The organism is Candidatus Defluviilinea proxima (assembly GCA_016721115.1).
GTDB lineage: Bacteria > Chloroflexota > Anaerolineae > Anaerolineales > Villigracilaceae > Defluviilinea > Defluviilinea proxima.
Genome location: JADKIW010000001.1, coordinates 1,747,817 through 1,763,703 on the forward strand (window position 1 = coordinate 1,747,817; position 15,887 = coordinate 1,763,703).

The window sequence follows — 15,887 nt, forward strand, 5'->3', positions numbered from 1 at the left end:
CAGTGTACGTTTTCCCGAAGGCTCAATTGTGACACAATGGAACGGCCCGTATACTGATGCAAGCTCAAATGCTATCCACTTGGACAGGTTGAAACTAAACCAATGGAAGATGCTCATTCAAAATACCAGTTCTATACTGAGGTCAATCAAGGAGAATTTATGAACGCAATCGAAGTCAATCATCTGAAAAAATCGTTTGGTGATTTTCAAGCCGTGCAGGATGCAAGTTTCAAAGCGGACTCTGGCGAAGTGTTGAGCCTGCTGGGTCCGAACGGGGCAGGGAAATCCACCACGATCTCCATGCTCTCGGGCCTGCTCGCTCCGACTGGTGGCGACGCAACTATTATGGGACATTCGGTCACGAAAGAGCCAGCCGAGGCCAAGGCAAGTCTTGGTGTGGTGCCACAGGATATTGCTTTGTATCCCGATCTTTCGGCACGTGAGAATCTAGTCTTTTGGGGAAAGATGTATGGCTTGCGCGGTGGCGCGCTAAAGACCCGCGTGGATGAAGTGCTGGAGATCATCGGGTTGGCTGACAGGCAGAAGGATCACGTTGGCAAGTTCTCGGGCGGCATGAAGCGACGTGTCAACATCGGTGCGGCGTTGTTGCATAAGCCCGATGTCATCATCATGGATGAGCCGACTGTGGGTATCGATCCGCAGAGCCGCCGTCATATTTTGGATAATGTCAAAGAATTGAATCAGCAAGGCATGACAGTGCTATACACCACACATTACATGGAAGAAGCCGCCGAACTTTCACGCCACATTGCCATCATGGATAAGGGCAAGGTCATTGCCTATGGCACGCATGATGAGTTGATCAAAATGGTTGGCGAACAGACACGCATCGACGTGACTCTTAATACGGAAGGCGAGAAGGTACTCGATGTTTGGCGTGCGACCGAAGGCGTTTCGAAGATCGATGCGCTCGATGGTAAGGTCACGGCTCTCGTTGATGACTCGAATCGTGTATTGCCTCGTCTGTTCGATGCCGCGTCCAAAGTGAATGTACGCATCACGTCCGTGGATATTCAGGAGCCGAATCTTGAAACCGTGTTCCTGCATCTTACGGGTCGTGCATTGAGGGATTAATATGAAAATTCTCGATATCGCTTTCAAAGATTTGACCCGTTCCTTCCGCAGTGTATTTGCTATTGGGATGATGGTCATCGCGCCACTGATGTTGACGGGTTTGATCTACTTCGCTTTTGGTGGTGGCGGTTCAAGCGACAGCCCGAGCATGCCCATCATTAAAGTGGGCTTTGTCAATCTGGATGCTTTACCTGCCGATGCTCCCATTGAGGCGCCGCTTGGTGATAATGTCCGTTCGATGTTTTTTGATGACAGTGTCAAGTCATGGATCACAGCCGCAGATTACACAGACGAATCCTCCGCGCGCACTGCGTTGGATAAGCAAGAGATCGGTGTGGCAGTCATTGTTCCGCAAAACTTCACGGAACGTTTCCTCAGCGGAGACAAGGATGTGCAGGTGTTGGTCGTGAGCGACCCGACCTTATCCATTGGTCCAGCCGTGGTGCAGAACATGGTTACCATGATGTTGGATGGAGTGGACGGAGGCGGGATCGCATTACAAACTTTCCAGGAACGTCAGAAGGCAAACGGCATCACCACTGATCCTGCGCAAATCCCAGCATGGGTCGAGCGCTTCGGCAATTGGTACGCTGATTTCCAACGAAATCTCTTTCATCATCCTGAGAAGGCGGCTTTTGTGATCGTTGCTCCAGCCGCAGGTGAAACGGAAACTACCAATCCCATCCAAAAAGTAATGGGTGTGACGATGGCCGGGCAGATGATCTTCTTTGCCTTCTTTACAGGTGCCTATTCGATGATGTCCATTTTGCGTGAAGATGAAGAAGGGACATTGGCTCGCTTGTTCACCACACCAACGGACCGTACGTCCATTCTCATTGGTAAGTTTTTAGCAGTGTTCTTCACTGTCATCTTGCAAGGGTTGGTGTTGATGGTCGCTGGTCATTATGCTTTTGGCATCAATTGGGGTGAACCTGTTGGGGTAGCGCTGGCGTTGACGGGTCAGGTTGTAGCCGCAACGGGACTTGGTGTGTTGTTGATTTCTTTCGTAAAGAACTCGCAACAGGGAGGACCTGTTCTAGGTGGCGGGCTCACAACGTTGGGTATGCTCGGTGGTTTATTTACCGCAAATGTCCCAGGTGCCATGCCTGCGGCAATGAATGTGATCGCCAATTTTATTCCGCAAGGCTGGGTGTTGAAATCCTGGCGCATGGTCATGGATGGTCAATCCGCTGGTGAGTTGCTCGGACCGTTCGTGGTGATGGTTGGGATGGGTGCGGTGATGTTCGTCATCGGTGCGATGATGTTTAGGAGACGCTTCGCTTAGACAATGGACGATTGACCATTGTCTGCGGTCTTTGGTCCACCGTCAGGAGAAATTATTATGAGAATACTCGATCTTGCCCTCAAAGATTTATCCCAGATGTTTCGTGACAAACGGTCATTGTTGTTTCTTGTTGCGATGCCGATCGCGTTCACGTTCTTTATGGGATTTGCATATAGGAACGCAGGTGGCGACCCGAATGCGGACACTCGAATCCCGTTGGCGGTGGTTAACCCCGAACCAGATGCTGTTTTGAACAAGGCGCTTGTTGAACGGCTTGAGACTTCCACTTCAATTCGTGCAGAAAGCATGAATGAAGAAGATGCGATGAACGCCTTTTATAAAGGCGATATGGCTGGGGTGTTGAAAATCCCTGTTGGGTTCAGCGAGCAAGCCTCGGCGGGGAAAGATGCGCAGATACAATTGATTGCAGATGCAAACTCCGCAGATGGACAATCGCTGTATCAATTGTTACGAGTCCCAATATCCCAACTGATGGGCGCGGTGGAAGTCAGTCGCGAGAGTGTCGATGTGGTCAATGCGTCGGATCCATCGGCTGAACAAAGCGCAGCATTCGAGCTGGCATGGAGCAAATGGACGGAATCGTCGAAGGTTTCGTTAGTGAAGGTGGAACAGGAAGTCGCTAAATCATCCGATTGGACGGGTGGCAATCCGTATAATCAATCGTCGCCTGGAATTTTGGTGCAGTTTGCGATCTTCGGTTTAGTCACCTCGGGGCAGATCCTCGTCCAGGAGAAAAAGACTCGCACATTGCAACGTTTGATCACGACCGCGATGAAGCCGTGGGAGATCGTGATGGGGCATATGTTGGCGATGTTCACGGTCACCTTCTTGCAGACCATGATGTTAGTGCTGTTTGGTCAGTGGGTGTTGAAGGTTGATTATTTGCGTGAGCCATTGGGTGTGTTATTGATAGCAGTGACGTTGGGATTGTGGATCGCCTCGATGGGATTGTTGATCGGCGTGACCGCAAAGGAAGAACAAAATGTGATCCTATATGCGATGATCGCCATGTTCCTGTTCTCTGCATTGGGTGGCACATGGTTCCCGCTGGATGTAACTGGTGGTGCATTCGCAACGATCGGTAGGGCGATGCCTTCCGCCTGGGCAATGAATGGCTTGCAAAACATTTTGATCCGTGGACTGGGGTTGGAATCGGTGTGGACGGCGGTTGGGATGTTGCTTGCCTATGCGGTCTTTTTCTTCTTGCTGGCAGTTTGGCGATTTAGGAAGATCGAAATATAAGCGATTGAAGAGAACCTGGTTCCCCTATCCACTCGGATAGGGGAAAACCATACTTCTGCATGATGTATAGTGCTTTTGGCTGTATATACTGTTGATAGAGACCAAAAGGAGGTTTCTTATGAACATGAAAAAGTCGAATATCTTTTGGGGGTTGTTGCTGATCGTGGGCGGTGGGTTCGCATTGGCGCAACAGCTTGGATATATTAAAAACCTATCGCCTCAAGTAGGCATGTATGCCTTTGCTGTGATCGCCGTGATCGCCTTGGTGATGTATGCCCTGAGCAATTGGAGGGAATGGGGCTGGCTCTTCCCTGCAGGTGTGTTTGGCGGGTTGGCTGTGACCGCTGCGCTGGCGATCAATAAATTTGACAATCCAGCGGTTGGCTCACCATTATTCTTTGGGCTTCTCATTCCATTTGTTGCCGCATACCTCACAGACCGCGCTCGCAACTGGTGGGCGTTGATCCCTGGCGCTGTAATGTTGTTCCTGGCGCTGACCACGTTGTTGGTGGAGAATGTCGGCGGAGAATGGGTGGGTTCCCTGTTCCTGTTCCTGATTGCACTCAGTTTCTTTGTGGTGTATCTGAATAACCGCACACGCACCTGGGCTTTGCTGGTTGCCTACATTATGTTTGTATTGAGCATTGCTCCTGCCATGGCATCGGGTGGAGAATTGGCAGCCTACTATGGCGCGATCTTCCTTTTGGCTGTAGCATTGCCTTTTTTCATTGTCTACTTCCGATCCATAAAAAACTGGTGGGCGATCATACCTGCTGGTGTAATGACAACCCTTGCTGTCATCACAGGGGCGGCCATCGCGGGGTGGATAAAGAATGAAGACCAAGGTGGATATGTCACTGCCGTATTGCTGGGCGGATTTGCCGCAACGTTCGCTGTCGTCTGGCTGCGTCATGCCATGCCGTGGGCGAAGATCGTGACGATCGTTCTCGCTGTGCTGGCAGTTGGTTCTGTCTTGTTCGCTTCATACACCGAAGTCTTCTGGCCGTTGGCGATCATTTTGGTGGGAGCCTATCTGCTCTTCACAGCACTGAGACCGAAAGCAGTCTGACCGGTGATCTGATAACCAATACACTCAAACCGCGTCCCGTTTTAGAGACGCGGTTTTTTGTCATATGCTTCTATTCACAAATTAATTCGAAAAAGTGTAATTTGTGATTGCACTGGGTATACTTGGCTAAATTATTTCTCGGTATACATTCCCCATTTGGGGATGGTGTTCACTACATCTTACGGGTAACATAGAATACATTATGGAAATCTCACAAACCATTCACCTGCTCGGCGATTTGCTAGGGGAAGTTATCTCTGATCTTGAATCTCCTGCCATCTTTCAAACGGTGGAGCGGATCCGCGCGGAAGCCAAGGCGCGTCGTGCCGGTGATCGTGAAGCGGCCGGGCGCTTACAGGAACTGATCTCAGCTTTATCGTCCGATGAAGCGCGTGCTGTATCTGCCGCATTTGCCACATACTTCGACTTGGTGAATATTGCTGAAGATCATCAACGCGTCTTGTTGATGAGGCAAAGGCAGGATCAGAAATACCCGAACCCTGTGGATGAATCCATTGGCGAATCCATTGCCATACTTAAACAGCGTGGCGTCACCAGTGGACAGATGAAAGAACTTTTGGAAAATCTTTCCATTGAGTTGGTGCTTACGGCGCATCCGACCGAAGCGCGGCGGCGTACTGTCTTATCGAAGATAGAAGGCGTGGCGCAGTTGGTTCAGGAGTTCAGCGATAACCAATCATCGGAGCGTAGAAGCGCCGAGATATTGCAGTCCCTGCGAACCGAAATTTCAGCACTATGGCTCACCGAACGTGCCCGCCTTAATCAATTGGCCGTGACCGATGAAGTGAAGACCGGTTTGTATTATGTGGATGCGTTTTTCTGGAAAGCCATTCCCGCTGTCTATGAAGACCTCGAGAGAGCACTAAAGATCCATTACCCCGAACTGCGTGCCCCTGCCACATGGTTGAAGCTGGCCTCGTGGATCGGTGGCGACCGTGATGGCAATCCAAATGTTACCGCTGAAGTGACAGCTGAGACGCTTCGTTTGCATCGCGGCCTTGCCGTTGAAAATCATCGACGCAATATGCAGGTACAGTCACGCCACTTGAGCATCAGTTCACGGCTTGTGCCTCCTCCTGAAAAATTAATGAATTGGGTTGAGGAGCGGCGTCCGTTTCCATCCCATGTTGCTTATATTGAAGAACGATATGCCACCGAGCCGTATCGTCTTGCGCTTTCCCTGTTGGTGGCCGATCTTGCTACCGCCTCGCATGACGATATGAAGGCTAACCTTATGAGCAACAAACCGCATGAGGCGCAGATCTCGTTGGAGAAATTGCGTGAACCTGTCGATATCATCGTCAATGCCATGCCGAAAGCACTTGCCGAGAGTGGGTTGAAGACGACGCAAAGCCAGTTAAATATTTTTGGACTCCACGCCGCCCGACTCGATATCCGCGAAGACTCATCCCGTTTCAACGCTGCCTTAAGTGAAGTGTTGCGTGCCTTGGGGATTGCATCGGACTTTGAGCATCTTCCCTATCCCGAGCGGACGCTTCTTCTCTCCCGATTGCTTGGTGAGAAAACGCCGGAGCTTTCTCAACATCCGGGCGTTACCTCCGCCACCGCCGAGACGTGGGCCTTGTTCCAACTCATCGCCCGCGTTTGCGATGTTTATGGGAGTGAAATGCTGGGGGCGATTGTCATCTCCATGGCGCATTCAACAGCCGATGTGTTGACGGTCCTTTTGCTTGCTCGTTGGGCAGGTTGTAAGTATGTACCTCCCATTGCCCCGCTCTTTGAATCGATTGATGATCTGCTGGGCGCCTCACAGATTTTGGAATCATTGTTTACCTGTGAACCGTATCGTAAACATCTTGAGTTGCACAACAATGAACAGATGGTGATGATCGGCTATTCTGATAGCAACAAGGATGGCGGTTATCTGATGGCGAATTGGTCGCTATATAAGGCGCAAGAGGAAATTACCCGCACCGCCCACGATCATCACATTGGCCTGACCATTTTCCACGGCCGTGGCGGGACCATTGCTCGTGGTGGCGGCCCGGCTGGTCGTGCCATCCGTGCCCAGCCTGCGGGGAGTATCAATGGTCGCTTCCGTCTCACCGAACAGGGAGAGATCATTGCCTCACGATATGCCAACCCGTATCTGGCGCATCGACATCTTGAACAGATCGCGAGCGCTGTCCTGTTGGCTTCGGCCCCAGTGGTGGGGGAGCAGGTTCAGGTCCCGGCCAAGTGGCGTGAGGCGATGGATGAAATGTCTGTCGTGGCGAAAAAGCAATATCGGCAGTTAGTCTACGAAACGCCCGGTTTCATTGACTTCTGGCAATCGGTTACGCCCCTTGATGAGATCAAACGTCTACAAATTGGTTCTCGCCCGGCTTCGCGGTCCAGCACCAGTGCCGTGGATAAGATCCGCGCCATTCCGTGGGTATTCTCGTGGATGCAAGCCCGCTTCAACCTGCCAGGTTGGTATGGACTTGGCACCGGCTTGGAGTCCTTTGCGGACCAATCCTTGTTGCGCGAGATGTACAACAGTTGGCCCTTCTTTAGGAGCTTGTTGAACAATACAGAAATGTCCCTGATCAAAGCGGATATGGACATTGCGTCGTTATATATGGAGTTGGCGCCGAATCATGAAGCGGCCCACGCAATGTTCAATCATATTACCGATGAATACAAACGGACACGTAAAGTTGTATTATCCGTCAGTGGGCATACATCTTTGATGCAAATGGAGCCGATCACCCAGAATGCCGTCCAAATGCGCAACCCGTATGTGGACCCGTTGAACTATATTCAAGTGGAAGTCTTGCGACGTTTGCGTTCTGTGAAGAATCTCGATGTGACGGAAGCCGAGACGCTTCGTGAGGCGATGGCGCTCACGATCAATGGCATTGCGGCTGGGTTGAAGAATACAGGCTAATGTTGTGATTTTGGCATCAATCAGTTTGTTGGTTGATGATGCGACTACAGAAAAAATCCCGAAGGAATATCGTGACCTTGTGCAAGGTCAATGATATCCCTTCGGGATTATAAAAATATTTCAACGATCGATATTTATGTGCCCCTTCATGGTCGTTGAAAGAATAATCGATCTTATTCGCTCAATAGTGTTTTGAACTTGTTATCCCCGGCCACTTTGGCGGTGGCGGCGGAGCGGGTGTGGACATCCAGTTTTTCGAAGATGGCTTTCAGGTGTCTCTTCACTGTGTTGGTCGTGATGACGAGCCTCTCGGCGATCTCTTTGTTCGTCAACCCTTGTGCTAACAGATCCAATACTTCGCGCTCACGGTCGGTGAGTGCGCTCAATTCGCTGAGCGATTGGTGAGATTGTTTGGTTTCATCGATCACACGACGGAAGGCCACGCGGTCAAAGGCTTGCTTCTCGATGTAAGCGGAGATCGAATATTCCGAATACACTCTTTGTATCTCATCTGGGTCAGATGTGCCGCTGACAACCACAGTGGGAATATTGTTTGCTTTTGCGGCAGATAACAGGTGATAACCGTCCATGTTCATTTCGCCGGTGTCTTTGTCCCACACGTTGCTGGTGGTGCCTTGGAGCGAAAGGTCAATGACTGCCAGTGTGAACCGTTCTCTGCGTAGGTAACCGAAAGCATCGCCGAAACTGGCGCAAGTGCGCACCTGGAAACCGGCATCCGTCAATTGTTCCTCCAGGATGCTTCTCCAACCGGCGTCATCTTCCACGACAAGGGCTTTTTCGTTTATAGGTTTGGGTGGAGGGTTATATCCCTTGATCGGGGAGGTGGGGGGATTCGAAGCAGAAGCAGGCGTCGGGTTGGTCTGAGCCGGGGGGCTGACGAGGATACGGTACACCACATCGCGGAACTGACTGCGGTGGAAACTTTCCTTCCGAAGAAATGTGAAAGCCCCATAATCCGTAAGGGCGGTGACAGCCAACTCAACAGTTGCGAAGCCGGTCAAGAGAATGGCGCGGCAGTTGGGGTCGAGCTTGCGCACGGCATCAAGTACGCGCAGGCCATCTATGTTGTTATGGTCGTTTGGCGAGAGCGAGAGGTCAACGATGGCAACACGATGGGGCTGTGCCTTAAGGCTTTGTGTTGCCTGTTCAAGATTTTCAGCAACATCCACCTCAAGACCGCAATCAATGAGGATCTCGCTGAGGATCTGTTGCCAGGAATGATCGTCTTCGATCACAAGCGCGCGCGGGGTTTGTGGTTTCATTTTATTGTTGCTCCGTATTCACAGGTAGGCGCAAGCGGAATGTTGTGCCATGTTGCCCGTCACTCTCAACGGTAACAGAACCGCCGAGGCGGGTCATAAGTGTTTTGACCCACCATAGGCCAAAACCCATTTTGCCGGGGTGCGCACCCGCTCGCCCGGAAAAATTTAACTCAAAGATTTGGTTATGAAGTTCAGGTGAAATGCCGGGACCGCTATCAGTGAGCGATATCTCAACCCAGCCATTGCCCGATGTACCTTGTATAACGATCAAGCCGTGGCCGTGCATGGCGGCGATGGCATTCTCGATCAGGTTGACGAACACAAACGTCAGGTTCTGGCCGCCTGCGATAACAGTGGGGAGTTCATCCAATCCATTAATTTCAATGCGGACCGCGGCAGGCACTTGCACGTTACGAAGCGCATCGGCCACGCGTGAGGCGATCTGCACTTTGCCCATGCGAATGGGGCGTAAGTGCGAAAGATTTTCCTGTGCCACTTGCATCGCTTCACCGGCGCTTCGTTCGATCTCTGCCAGATTGTTGGAAAGATAGGTGTCTTTCTCCAGTAATTTTTTATATTTATCTTGAATGGATTGAATACGCACAGGGATCGTGCCGACCTTGTTATTCATGTTGTGCAAAAGGTTGGCCGAAATATCACCAACTGCCGCAAAGGTTTCGGCTGTCCAATGTTGTTCTTGCGAGGCGCGTAATGCCTTTTGATGGGATTCATTCTGGACGGCAAGCACTGCGTAATTAGCAAGACACGCCAACACTTTCTTATCCCATTCGGACTGGACGCTTCTTCCTCCGCCCGGTTCTGTATTGAACACCCCAAACATTCCCAACGCTCGAGCCTGCTCTCCTTTCGGGAGAGGCATGAGCAGGGAGTTTGGTTCGTCTATTTTTTCCGAAATTTTCCCTACGTTTTTCACTGAACCGTTCGATGATACAAGTTGCAGTTCGCCCGATTCGTTCGAAAGCCAGATCGCGCTTGATGTTGTATTGAGCAACTCACTCGCCATCACACAGAGACGGTCCAGCACTTTTTGGGTGGGTTGTGAGATCAAGAGTTGCGCAATTTCCTGTAAGGCATCCAACAGACGTACTTCCTGAATGGCAGTGATGGCATGAGTTGCCAATGACTGCAACATGTGATTATCTTCTTCTGTGAACCCGTTTGGCTTGGGGCTTTCGAGGTTCAACACACCTTCGAGACGTCCGCTGGCATCGATCAAGGGCACGGCCAATTCTGAGCGCATCTCCAATTCAGAATCCAGTGGGTAGTAGATCTTTGACCATTGTTCGTTGCGCAGGTCTGGGATGAGAAGGGGCTCGCGCGTTTGTGCGACCCGTGCCATGATGCTGTTTCCACTCAATGGGATTCGTTCGATCAATGGATGTTCGAATTGAACGCCGCTGACAGCACTGGTCACCAGATAGTTACCGCTCTTGTCCACAAGACGGAAGATGCCGTATTGTGCGTTGGTGATCTCAAGCGCCAGTTGCAAAATGGAATCCAATGTCTCTTCGAGGCGCAGGCGGGAGGAGATCACAAGCCCTGCGCGGCGTAGTTGGTTGAGTTCCTCATCTTTGCGTGTCAGGTCGCGCTTGATGCCAGCCAATCGGTGTGAATGATAGATCGCCATAGCGGCTTGATTCACAAAATTATCGAGCATCAATTGTTCGAGGTGAGTGAACTGTCGCTCTTCATGCAGATAGATATAGAGAATACCCACAGCCTGTTTCGCAACGATCAACGGGAAACAAGCCACTGCCTTGACGCCCAATGCGGCGTGATAGGGATGTACATCTACATCTGCCTCTGTGTAAGAGAAGGCGCGTTGTCGGCGTTTGAGAACCCGCATGCCGATACCGTTGGGACGAGGTGCATCGTCCTGCCAGTTCGTTGTAGCGGCAGATTTGCGTTCTTCCGGTTCGGCAGATACGCGCGATTCTTTCTCGAACGAGTCTGTGATCTGGTTATAGGTGTAGATCACTGCCGAAGAACCCGGTACTACGCGGATGGCACTGTCCACGATCAATTGCAGACTCAATTCGTTTGAGCTTTCATCGTCTGAGCCGATGTGATTGATCGCGTTGCTGATCTGGTTGAGGATCGCCAGTGCTTCGAGCAAGCGGGGGTCTGAATCTTCCGAGGAGGGGGAGGATGGTGTATTCATCTTAAACAGGGGGGCCGGTGATGATAATTTTCCCATTGGAATGCCGTCTGTGCAAGTTATTAACCGTTATAAAACTGGAGCAATTTCCAGCCAAGTTGTAGCGCGAAGAAGGCCAGCGCAACTCCACAGAAGATGTTTACCCAGCGGAAGAACACCGGAGTGAGGTACTTGCGTCCCCAAGCCACAAGGCCTGCCACAACGAAACACCAGAGTATTGCGCCGAACAAGAATCCAGCGAAGAACAAGGCAAAATGGATGGGTTCAGGTTTCCCTGAGATGGAGGCGAAGACTGTCGTCCCCAGCCCGGTCCAAAAGACGATGTTCATCGGATTGCCGAGCGAAAGGAATGCGCCGCTGGCAAAGTCACCACGGTTGAATGTAGGTGCATTGGTATTGAGCTCTTTTCCATGTTGTGCATCTTTGAAGGCGTCCCACGCGAGTTTTAGCATCAATGCGATGCCGATTAGGCTGAGAATGACTCGGGCAACAGTGTTTTGAACAATGAAGGCCAGGCCGGTCAGCGCGATGATCGCCCATGTGGTATCTCCTACAAGCGAGCCGAACTGCACGAACAACGCCGGGGTGAAGCCACGTACCGTGCCGCGTCGAACTGTCTCTGCCGTCACTACACCGGGCGGAGCACAGAATGCAATTGCCAGAAAGAAGGAGGAAATAAAGAGAGACATGGAATTTATGTGGGAAAGGCCGAGGAACACCTCGGCCTTTCCACTTCAACCAACCAGGAGAAACTATTTTTGTTAATTAGCAGTCGTAGTACAAGGTGAATTCGTAGGGTGTCGGGCGCAAGCGGACGGGGTCAACTTCGACCTGGCGCTTGTAGCTGATGTACGCTTCGAGCAGGTCCTTGGTGAAGACGTCACCCTGGAGCAGGAAGTCGTGATCGGCTTCGAGGGCATCGAGCACAGCGCTGAGGGAGGACGGCACCTGCTTGATGAGCTTTGCTTCCTCTGCGGGGAGTTCGTACAAGTCCTTGTCGGTGGGATCGCCGGGGTCAATGCGGTTCAAGATACCATCGAGACCAGCCATGAGAATGGCGGAGAAGCACAGGTACGGGTTGCTGGAAGCATCGGGTGCGCGGAATTCAACGCGTTTGGCCTTGGTGCTCTTGGTGACCGGGATGCGGCAGATGGCCGAGCGGTTGCGCTGTGAGTAAGCGAGGTTGACGGGTGCTTCGAAGCCCGGAACGAGGCGGCGGAAGGAGTTGGTGGTGGGGGAGGTCAAGGCGAGAAGTGCAGGAGCGTGCTTGAGCAAACCACCGATGTAGTATTTGGCGTTCTGTGAGAGACCAGCGTAACCAGCGGCATCATAGAAGACGTTGGTGTCGCCCTTCCACAGGGAGGAGTGACAGTGCATACCAGAGCCGTTATCACCGAAGAGGGGCTTGGGCATGAAGGTTGCGGTCTTGCCGTTCTTGCGGGCAACGTTCTTGACGATGTATTTGTAAGTGAGGAGCTGATCGGCCATGCGGGTCAGGGTGGCGAAGCGGATGCCCAATTCAGATTGACCAGCGGTGGCAACTTCGTGGTGATGAACTTCCATCGGGATGCCGGCTTCTTCGAGAGCCATGAGGATTTCACCACGAACGGTTGTGAGAGTATCGGTGGGGGGAACGGGGAAGTAACCGCGCTTGGGGGAAATCTGTCCGCCTTTGCCATCGGCAACGCCACTGTTCCACCAACCTTCATCGCTGTCTACATGATAGAAGGATTCGTTCGTGCTGCTGCTGTAGCTAACACTGTCGAAGATGAAGAACTCAGCTTCAGGTCCGAAGAAGACCGTATCAGCAATACCGGTCTGCTTGACATAGGCTTCGGCTTTGCGGGCGATGTAGCGTGGGTCACGGCCGTAAGGTTCGAGGGTGATGGGGTCATGCACGTCACAGGTGAGGACGAGGGTCGGGATCTCAGCAACAGGATCAATGAAGGCGGATGCGGGATCGGGAATCAGGAGCATATCCGATTCATGAATCTCCTGGAAACCGCGGATGGATGAACCATCGAACGGAACACCTTCCTTGAAGAGATCTTCATCGAGGCGGCGTACAGGAATTGTGAAATGCTGCCAGGTACCGGGAAGGTCAACGAAGCGGATATCCACCATCTTGACTTCCTTACCCATTTTGATGACATCAGCAACTGTCTTTGCCATTTTCTATCTCCTTATTCTTTTGGTATTAATTGTTTCAAATAATTACGCGGGTCATTGTAGTGGTGCGGTAGGTACCCGTCCATTACCCAAACGGAGTATATTTTTTGTGGTTGAAATTAATTCAAGTTGTTGTTTTTAAAGAGCATAAGAGTGTAGTGTTGTAAAGAGAATATAGTAGTTTTGCGTTAAGGAATTTTGGTAAAACAATATCTTGACCTTCTCCACTCATCAAGTACTCTCAACAAGTCCTTATTGCCATGTACTTGTTTCTTTGAAGATAGCACCAGCCAATAGAATACAACGTTTGGCGATCTCTTCAGGTGGATATGGCCTTCCCTGTTCAAGCCACCAAGTGATTGCTTCCACAAACATGGTTGCTACAAGATCTGGAACAAACTCATCTGATGTTGGGTAAATGGGTGGAGCGGCATCGGGGCTCCATTGGGGGGATAAGCGCCCAAATTCTTTGACCAGGTCCACTAGAGCTGCGCGCATTTTCAGCACAAACCACGGGCTACCTTTCCGTCCAAGTAAAGCACGATAGAGTCTTTCGTATTCTGCAATGTGCTCGAAGAACTTCACCCAGATCTGCGGTGAATGTGCTGTTTCTATTTCTAAGACAGCATTGAATAAAGCCTGCATGGCCTCTGCGAAGATTTGCTCCACCAGATCATATTTATCCTGATAGTTGCGATAGAACGCCGCCCGACTAACCATCGCACGTTTGGTTATCTCGCCCACGGTGAGTGCATCAAAACTTTGCTCCTCAATTAACTCAATTAATGCATCCCGCAACAGTTTCTGCGTTCGCCGAACGCGTAAATTGTTCTCTGGCTGGGTCATTTTGCGCTCCTTGTCTCGTTTGAGACAAATATCTTAGATTGAATCTTGTTTCTCCGAGTCTGTCTGAATACACTAAAACTTGGACAGAATAACTCATGCGACACAACATGTATCTTATACATCAAATTTTCAATATTAAGGAGTAAACAAAATGAATGATCCTGAGCGCAAGAAAACAATTTGGTACGTTGTGATATTTTCTCTTCTCATAGTGGCAGTGACCTTTATCGCTCCACTGTTGGGAGGTAGCCTAAGCAAACCTGGACCTGGAGTCATACTCTGGGGAATGGCTCCCATGCTCGTAGCGCTTCTGATGCGGACAGTAACTCACGATTGGTCTGATGCGGGTTTCAATCCTGCGATTCGAAAAAATGTCAGGTGGTATATCTTCATTATTTTAGCCAGCTCTGTCATGGTGGTGTTGCTGTTGCTTGTGGGGACAATGACTTCATACTCATCAGTCTCTGGTTTCTCCATGGCACCATATCTAAAAATGGTATTACCGGGTATGGCTGTGTTCTTCATAACTGCAACCTTTGAAGAAGTTGGTTGGCGGGGATACATGGTTCCCAAATTGGCTTCCATTGGAATAAACACATACCTTGCATATGCGATTGGTGCGGTTGTATGGGCGACATGGCATCTACCCTATCTTCGCGAACTTGCGTGGGTTTCTTCCGTGCAGGAAGATGTTCTATCCTCTATTCCCAGACTCTATTTGATGTTTTTTGCCTACTCGATTCTTTATAACGAGATAAGGCTCATTACAGGCAGCGTGTGGTCAGCCGTACTATTTCACAGCTTTGTCAATGCGATTCAGCATCCGTTGGCTGCCGAATATCTCAAAATCGTACCCGGCCAAGAGTATCTTATCTCATTCAGTGGACTCTTCATGATTGCTTTCGTTGGCATCCTGGGAATAGCCTTGAACCGGTGGCGAATGAGAAATGCCGGCCTTCCAAAATCATTCACCCTCAAATCGAGTGTCGCAAAATAATACAAATCACGGGCATGGTAAAAAATTCGGCCCATGGATAAAGGAGATACAAATCATGAAAACGTTAGAAAAGCCAGAAACAGTCCGTCCCATTGAGGAAAACAGCGCGGCAGAGTCGCTAATCACTCTCCAGAATGTGATCAAGACCTACACCACGCCTGCCGGTTCCTTCAAGGCGCTTAGAGGCATTAATCTACAAATCAAAAAGGGTGAGTTTATGGCTGTTGTCGGTAAGTCGGGTAGCGGTAAATCCACCCTGCTTAACATGCTCACGGGGATTGACCGGCCTACATCCGGAGATGTGATTGCCGGGCAAACGGCCATCCACCAATTGAATGAAGGGGAAACTGCCCGTTGGCGCGGACTCAATGTTGGAATTGTCTTTCAGTTCTTTCAGCTTCTACCCACATTGACTATTGTGGAAAATATCATGCTGGCAATGGACTTTTGTAAAACCATCCCGGTGCGTGAACGCAAGCCGCGGGCGCTGAGTTTGCTCGACCAGATCGGAATTGTCGAGCAGGCGTACAAACTCCCAGCCATGCTTTCTGGCGGACAACAACAACGTGTTGCTCTGGCGCGCGCCCTGGCAAATGATCCGCCTATCCTTGTGGCGGATGAGCCTACCGGGAATCTGGATACCGAGACCGCCCGTGATGTTTTTCAATTGTTGCAGGCTCAAGCGGCTGTCGGGAAAACGGTTATCGTCGTCACCCATGATCTGGATTTGGCGGCGCAAGTCAACCGGACGGTTTCCATCGTAGATGGCTGTGTTGTCAAAGAGAGTTGA

The 15,887-nt window shown here is 50.8% G+C and carries 12 protein-coding genes; 7 read left to right on the forward strand and 5 right to left on the reverse strand.

The features are described 5' to 3' along the window. Nucleotides 1-159: 159 nt before the first annotated feature. The 5 genes from IPP66_08110 to ppc all read left to right on the forward strand — a co-directional run bounded on the left by IPP66_08110 (nt 160) and on the right by ppc (nt 7,623). Nucleotides 160-1,095 (forward strand): ABC transporter ATP-binding protein, encoded by a 936-nt coding sequence (locus tag IPP66_08110; GenBank protein MBK9925243.1) that lies wholly within the window; start codon nt 160-162, stop codon nt 1,093-1,095. 1 nt (nt 1,096) lies between these two features. Next, complete coding sequence (locus IPP66_08115; GenBank protein ID MBK9925244.1) at nt 1,097-2,380, forward strand: ABC transporter permease; 1,284 nt, start codon at nt 1,097-1,099, stop codon at nt 2,378-2,380. Nucleotides 2,381-2,437: 57 nt separating this feature from the next. Continuing rightward, the gene (locus IPP66_08120; GenBank protein MBK9925245.1) at nt 2,438-3,643 is read left to right on the forward strand and encodes an ABC transporter permease; all 1,206 of its coding nucleotides are present in this window, start codon (nt 2,438-2,440) and stop codon (nt 3,641-3,643) included. A gap of 118 nt (nt 3,644-3,761) precedes the next feature. Beyond that, nucleotides 3,762-4,712: a hypothetical protein gene (locus tag IPP66_08125; GenBank protein ID MBK9925246.1), complete on the forward strand. Its 951-nt coding sequence runs from the start codon at nt 3,762-3,764 to the stop codon at nt 4,710-4,712. A 202-nt stretch (nt 4,713-4,914) separates the two neighbouring features. Continuing rightward, on the forward strand, nt 4,915-7,623 hold the full coding sequence (gene ppc, locus IPP66_08130; GenBank protein MBK9925247.1) for a phosphoenolpyruvate carboxylase: 2,709 nt from the start codon (nt 4,915-4,917) through the stop codon (nt 7,621-7,623). A gap of 173 nt (nt 7,624-7,796) precedes the next feature. On the opposite strand, the gene IPP66_08135 is transcribed toward ppc, so the two are convergent. The 5 genes from IPP66_08135 to IPP66_08155 form a co-directional block, all read right to left on the reverse strand. Continuing rightward, the gene (locus tag IPP66_08135; protein MBK9925248.1) at nt 7,797-8,906 is read right to left on the reverse strand and encodes a response regulator; all 1,110 of its coding nucleotides are present in this window, start codon (nt 8,904-8,906) and stop codon (nt 7,797-7,799) included. 1 nt (nt 8,907) lies between these two features. Continuing rightward, the gene (locus IPP66_08140) at nt 8,908-11,088 is read right to left on the reverse strand and encodes a GAF domain-containing protein (GenBank protein ID MBK9925249.1); all 2,181 of its coding nucleotides are present in this window, start codon (nt 11,086-11,088) and stop codon (nt 8,908-8,910) included. 59 nt (nt 11,089-11,147) lie between these two features. Next, nucleotides 11,148-11,774, reverse strand: a complete 627-nt coding sequence (locus tag IPP66_08145; protein MBK9925250.1) for a LysE family transporter — start codon at nt 11,772-11,774, stop codon at nt 11,148-11,150. A 76-nt stretch (nt 11,775-11,850) separates the two neighbouring features. Next, a complete protein-coding gene (glnA, locus tag IPP66_08150; GenBank protein MBK9925251.1) occupies nt 11,851-13,257 on the reverse strand; it encodes a type I glutamate--ammonia ligase in 1,407 nt (468 codons plus the stop codon). Nucleotides 13,258-13,506: 249 nt separating this feature from the next. Beyond that, nucleotides 13,507-14,100, reverse strand: a complete 594-nt coding sequence (locus IPP66_08155) for a TetR/AcrR family transcriptional regulator (GenBank protein ID MBK9925252.1) — start codon at nt 14,098-14,100, stop codon at nt 13,507-13,509. A 151-nt stretch (nt 14,101-14,251) separates the two neighbouring features. Here IPP66_08155 and IPP66_08160 point away from each other — a divergent pair, with 151 nt between their 5' ends. Together IPP66_08160 and IPP66_08165 are read left to right on the forward strand one after the other, a co-directional pair. Next, nucleotides 14,252-15,097 carry a CPBP family intramembrane metalloprotease gene (locus IPP66_08160; GenBank protein ID MBK9925253.1) on the forward strand — a complete coding sequence of 282 codons (846 nt, stop codon included), beginning with the start codon at nt 14,252-14,254 and terminating at the stop codon, nt 15,095-15,097. Between the two features lie 55 nt (nt 15,098-15,152). Continuing rightward, nucleotides 15,153-15,887, forward strand: coding sequence for an ABC transporter ATP-binding protein (locus IPP66_08165; GenBank protein MBK9925254.1), 735 nt, complete (start codon nt 15,153-15,155; stop codon nt 15,885-15,887).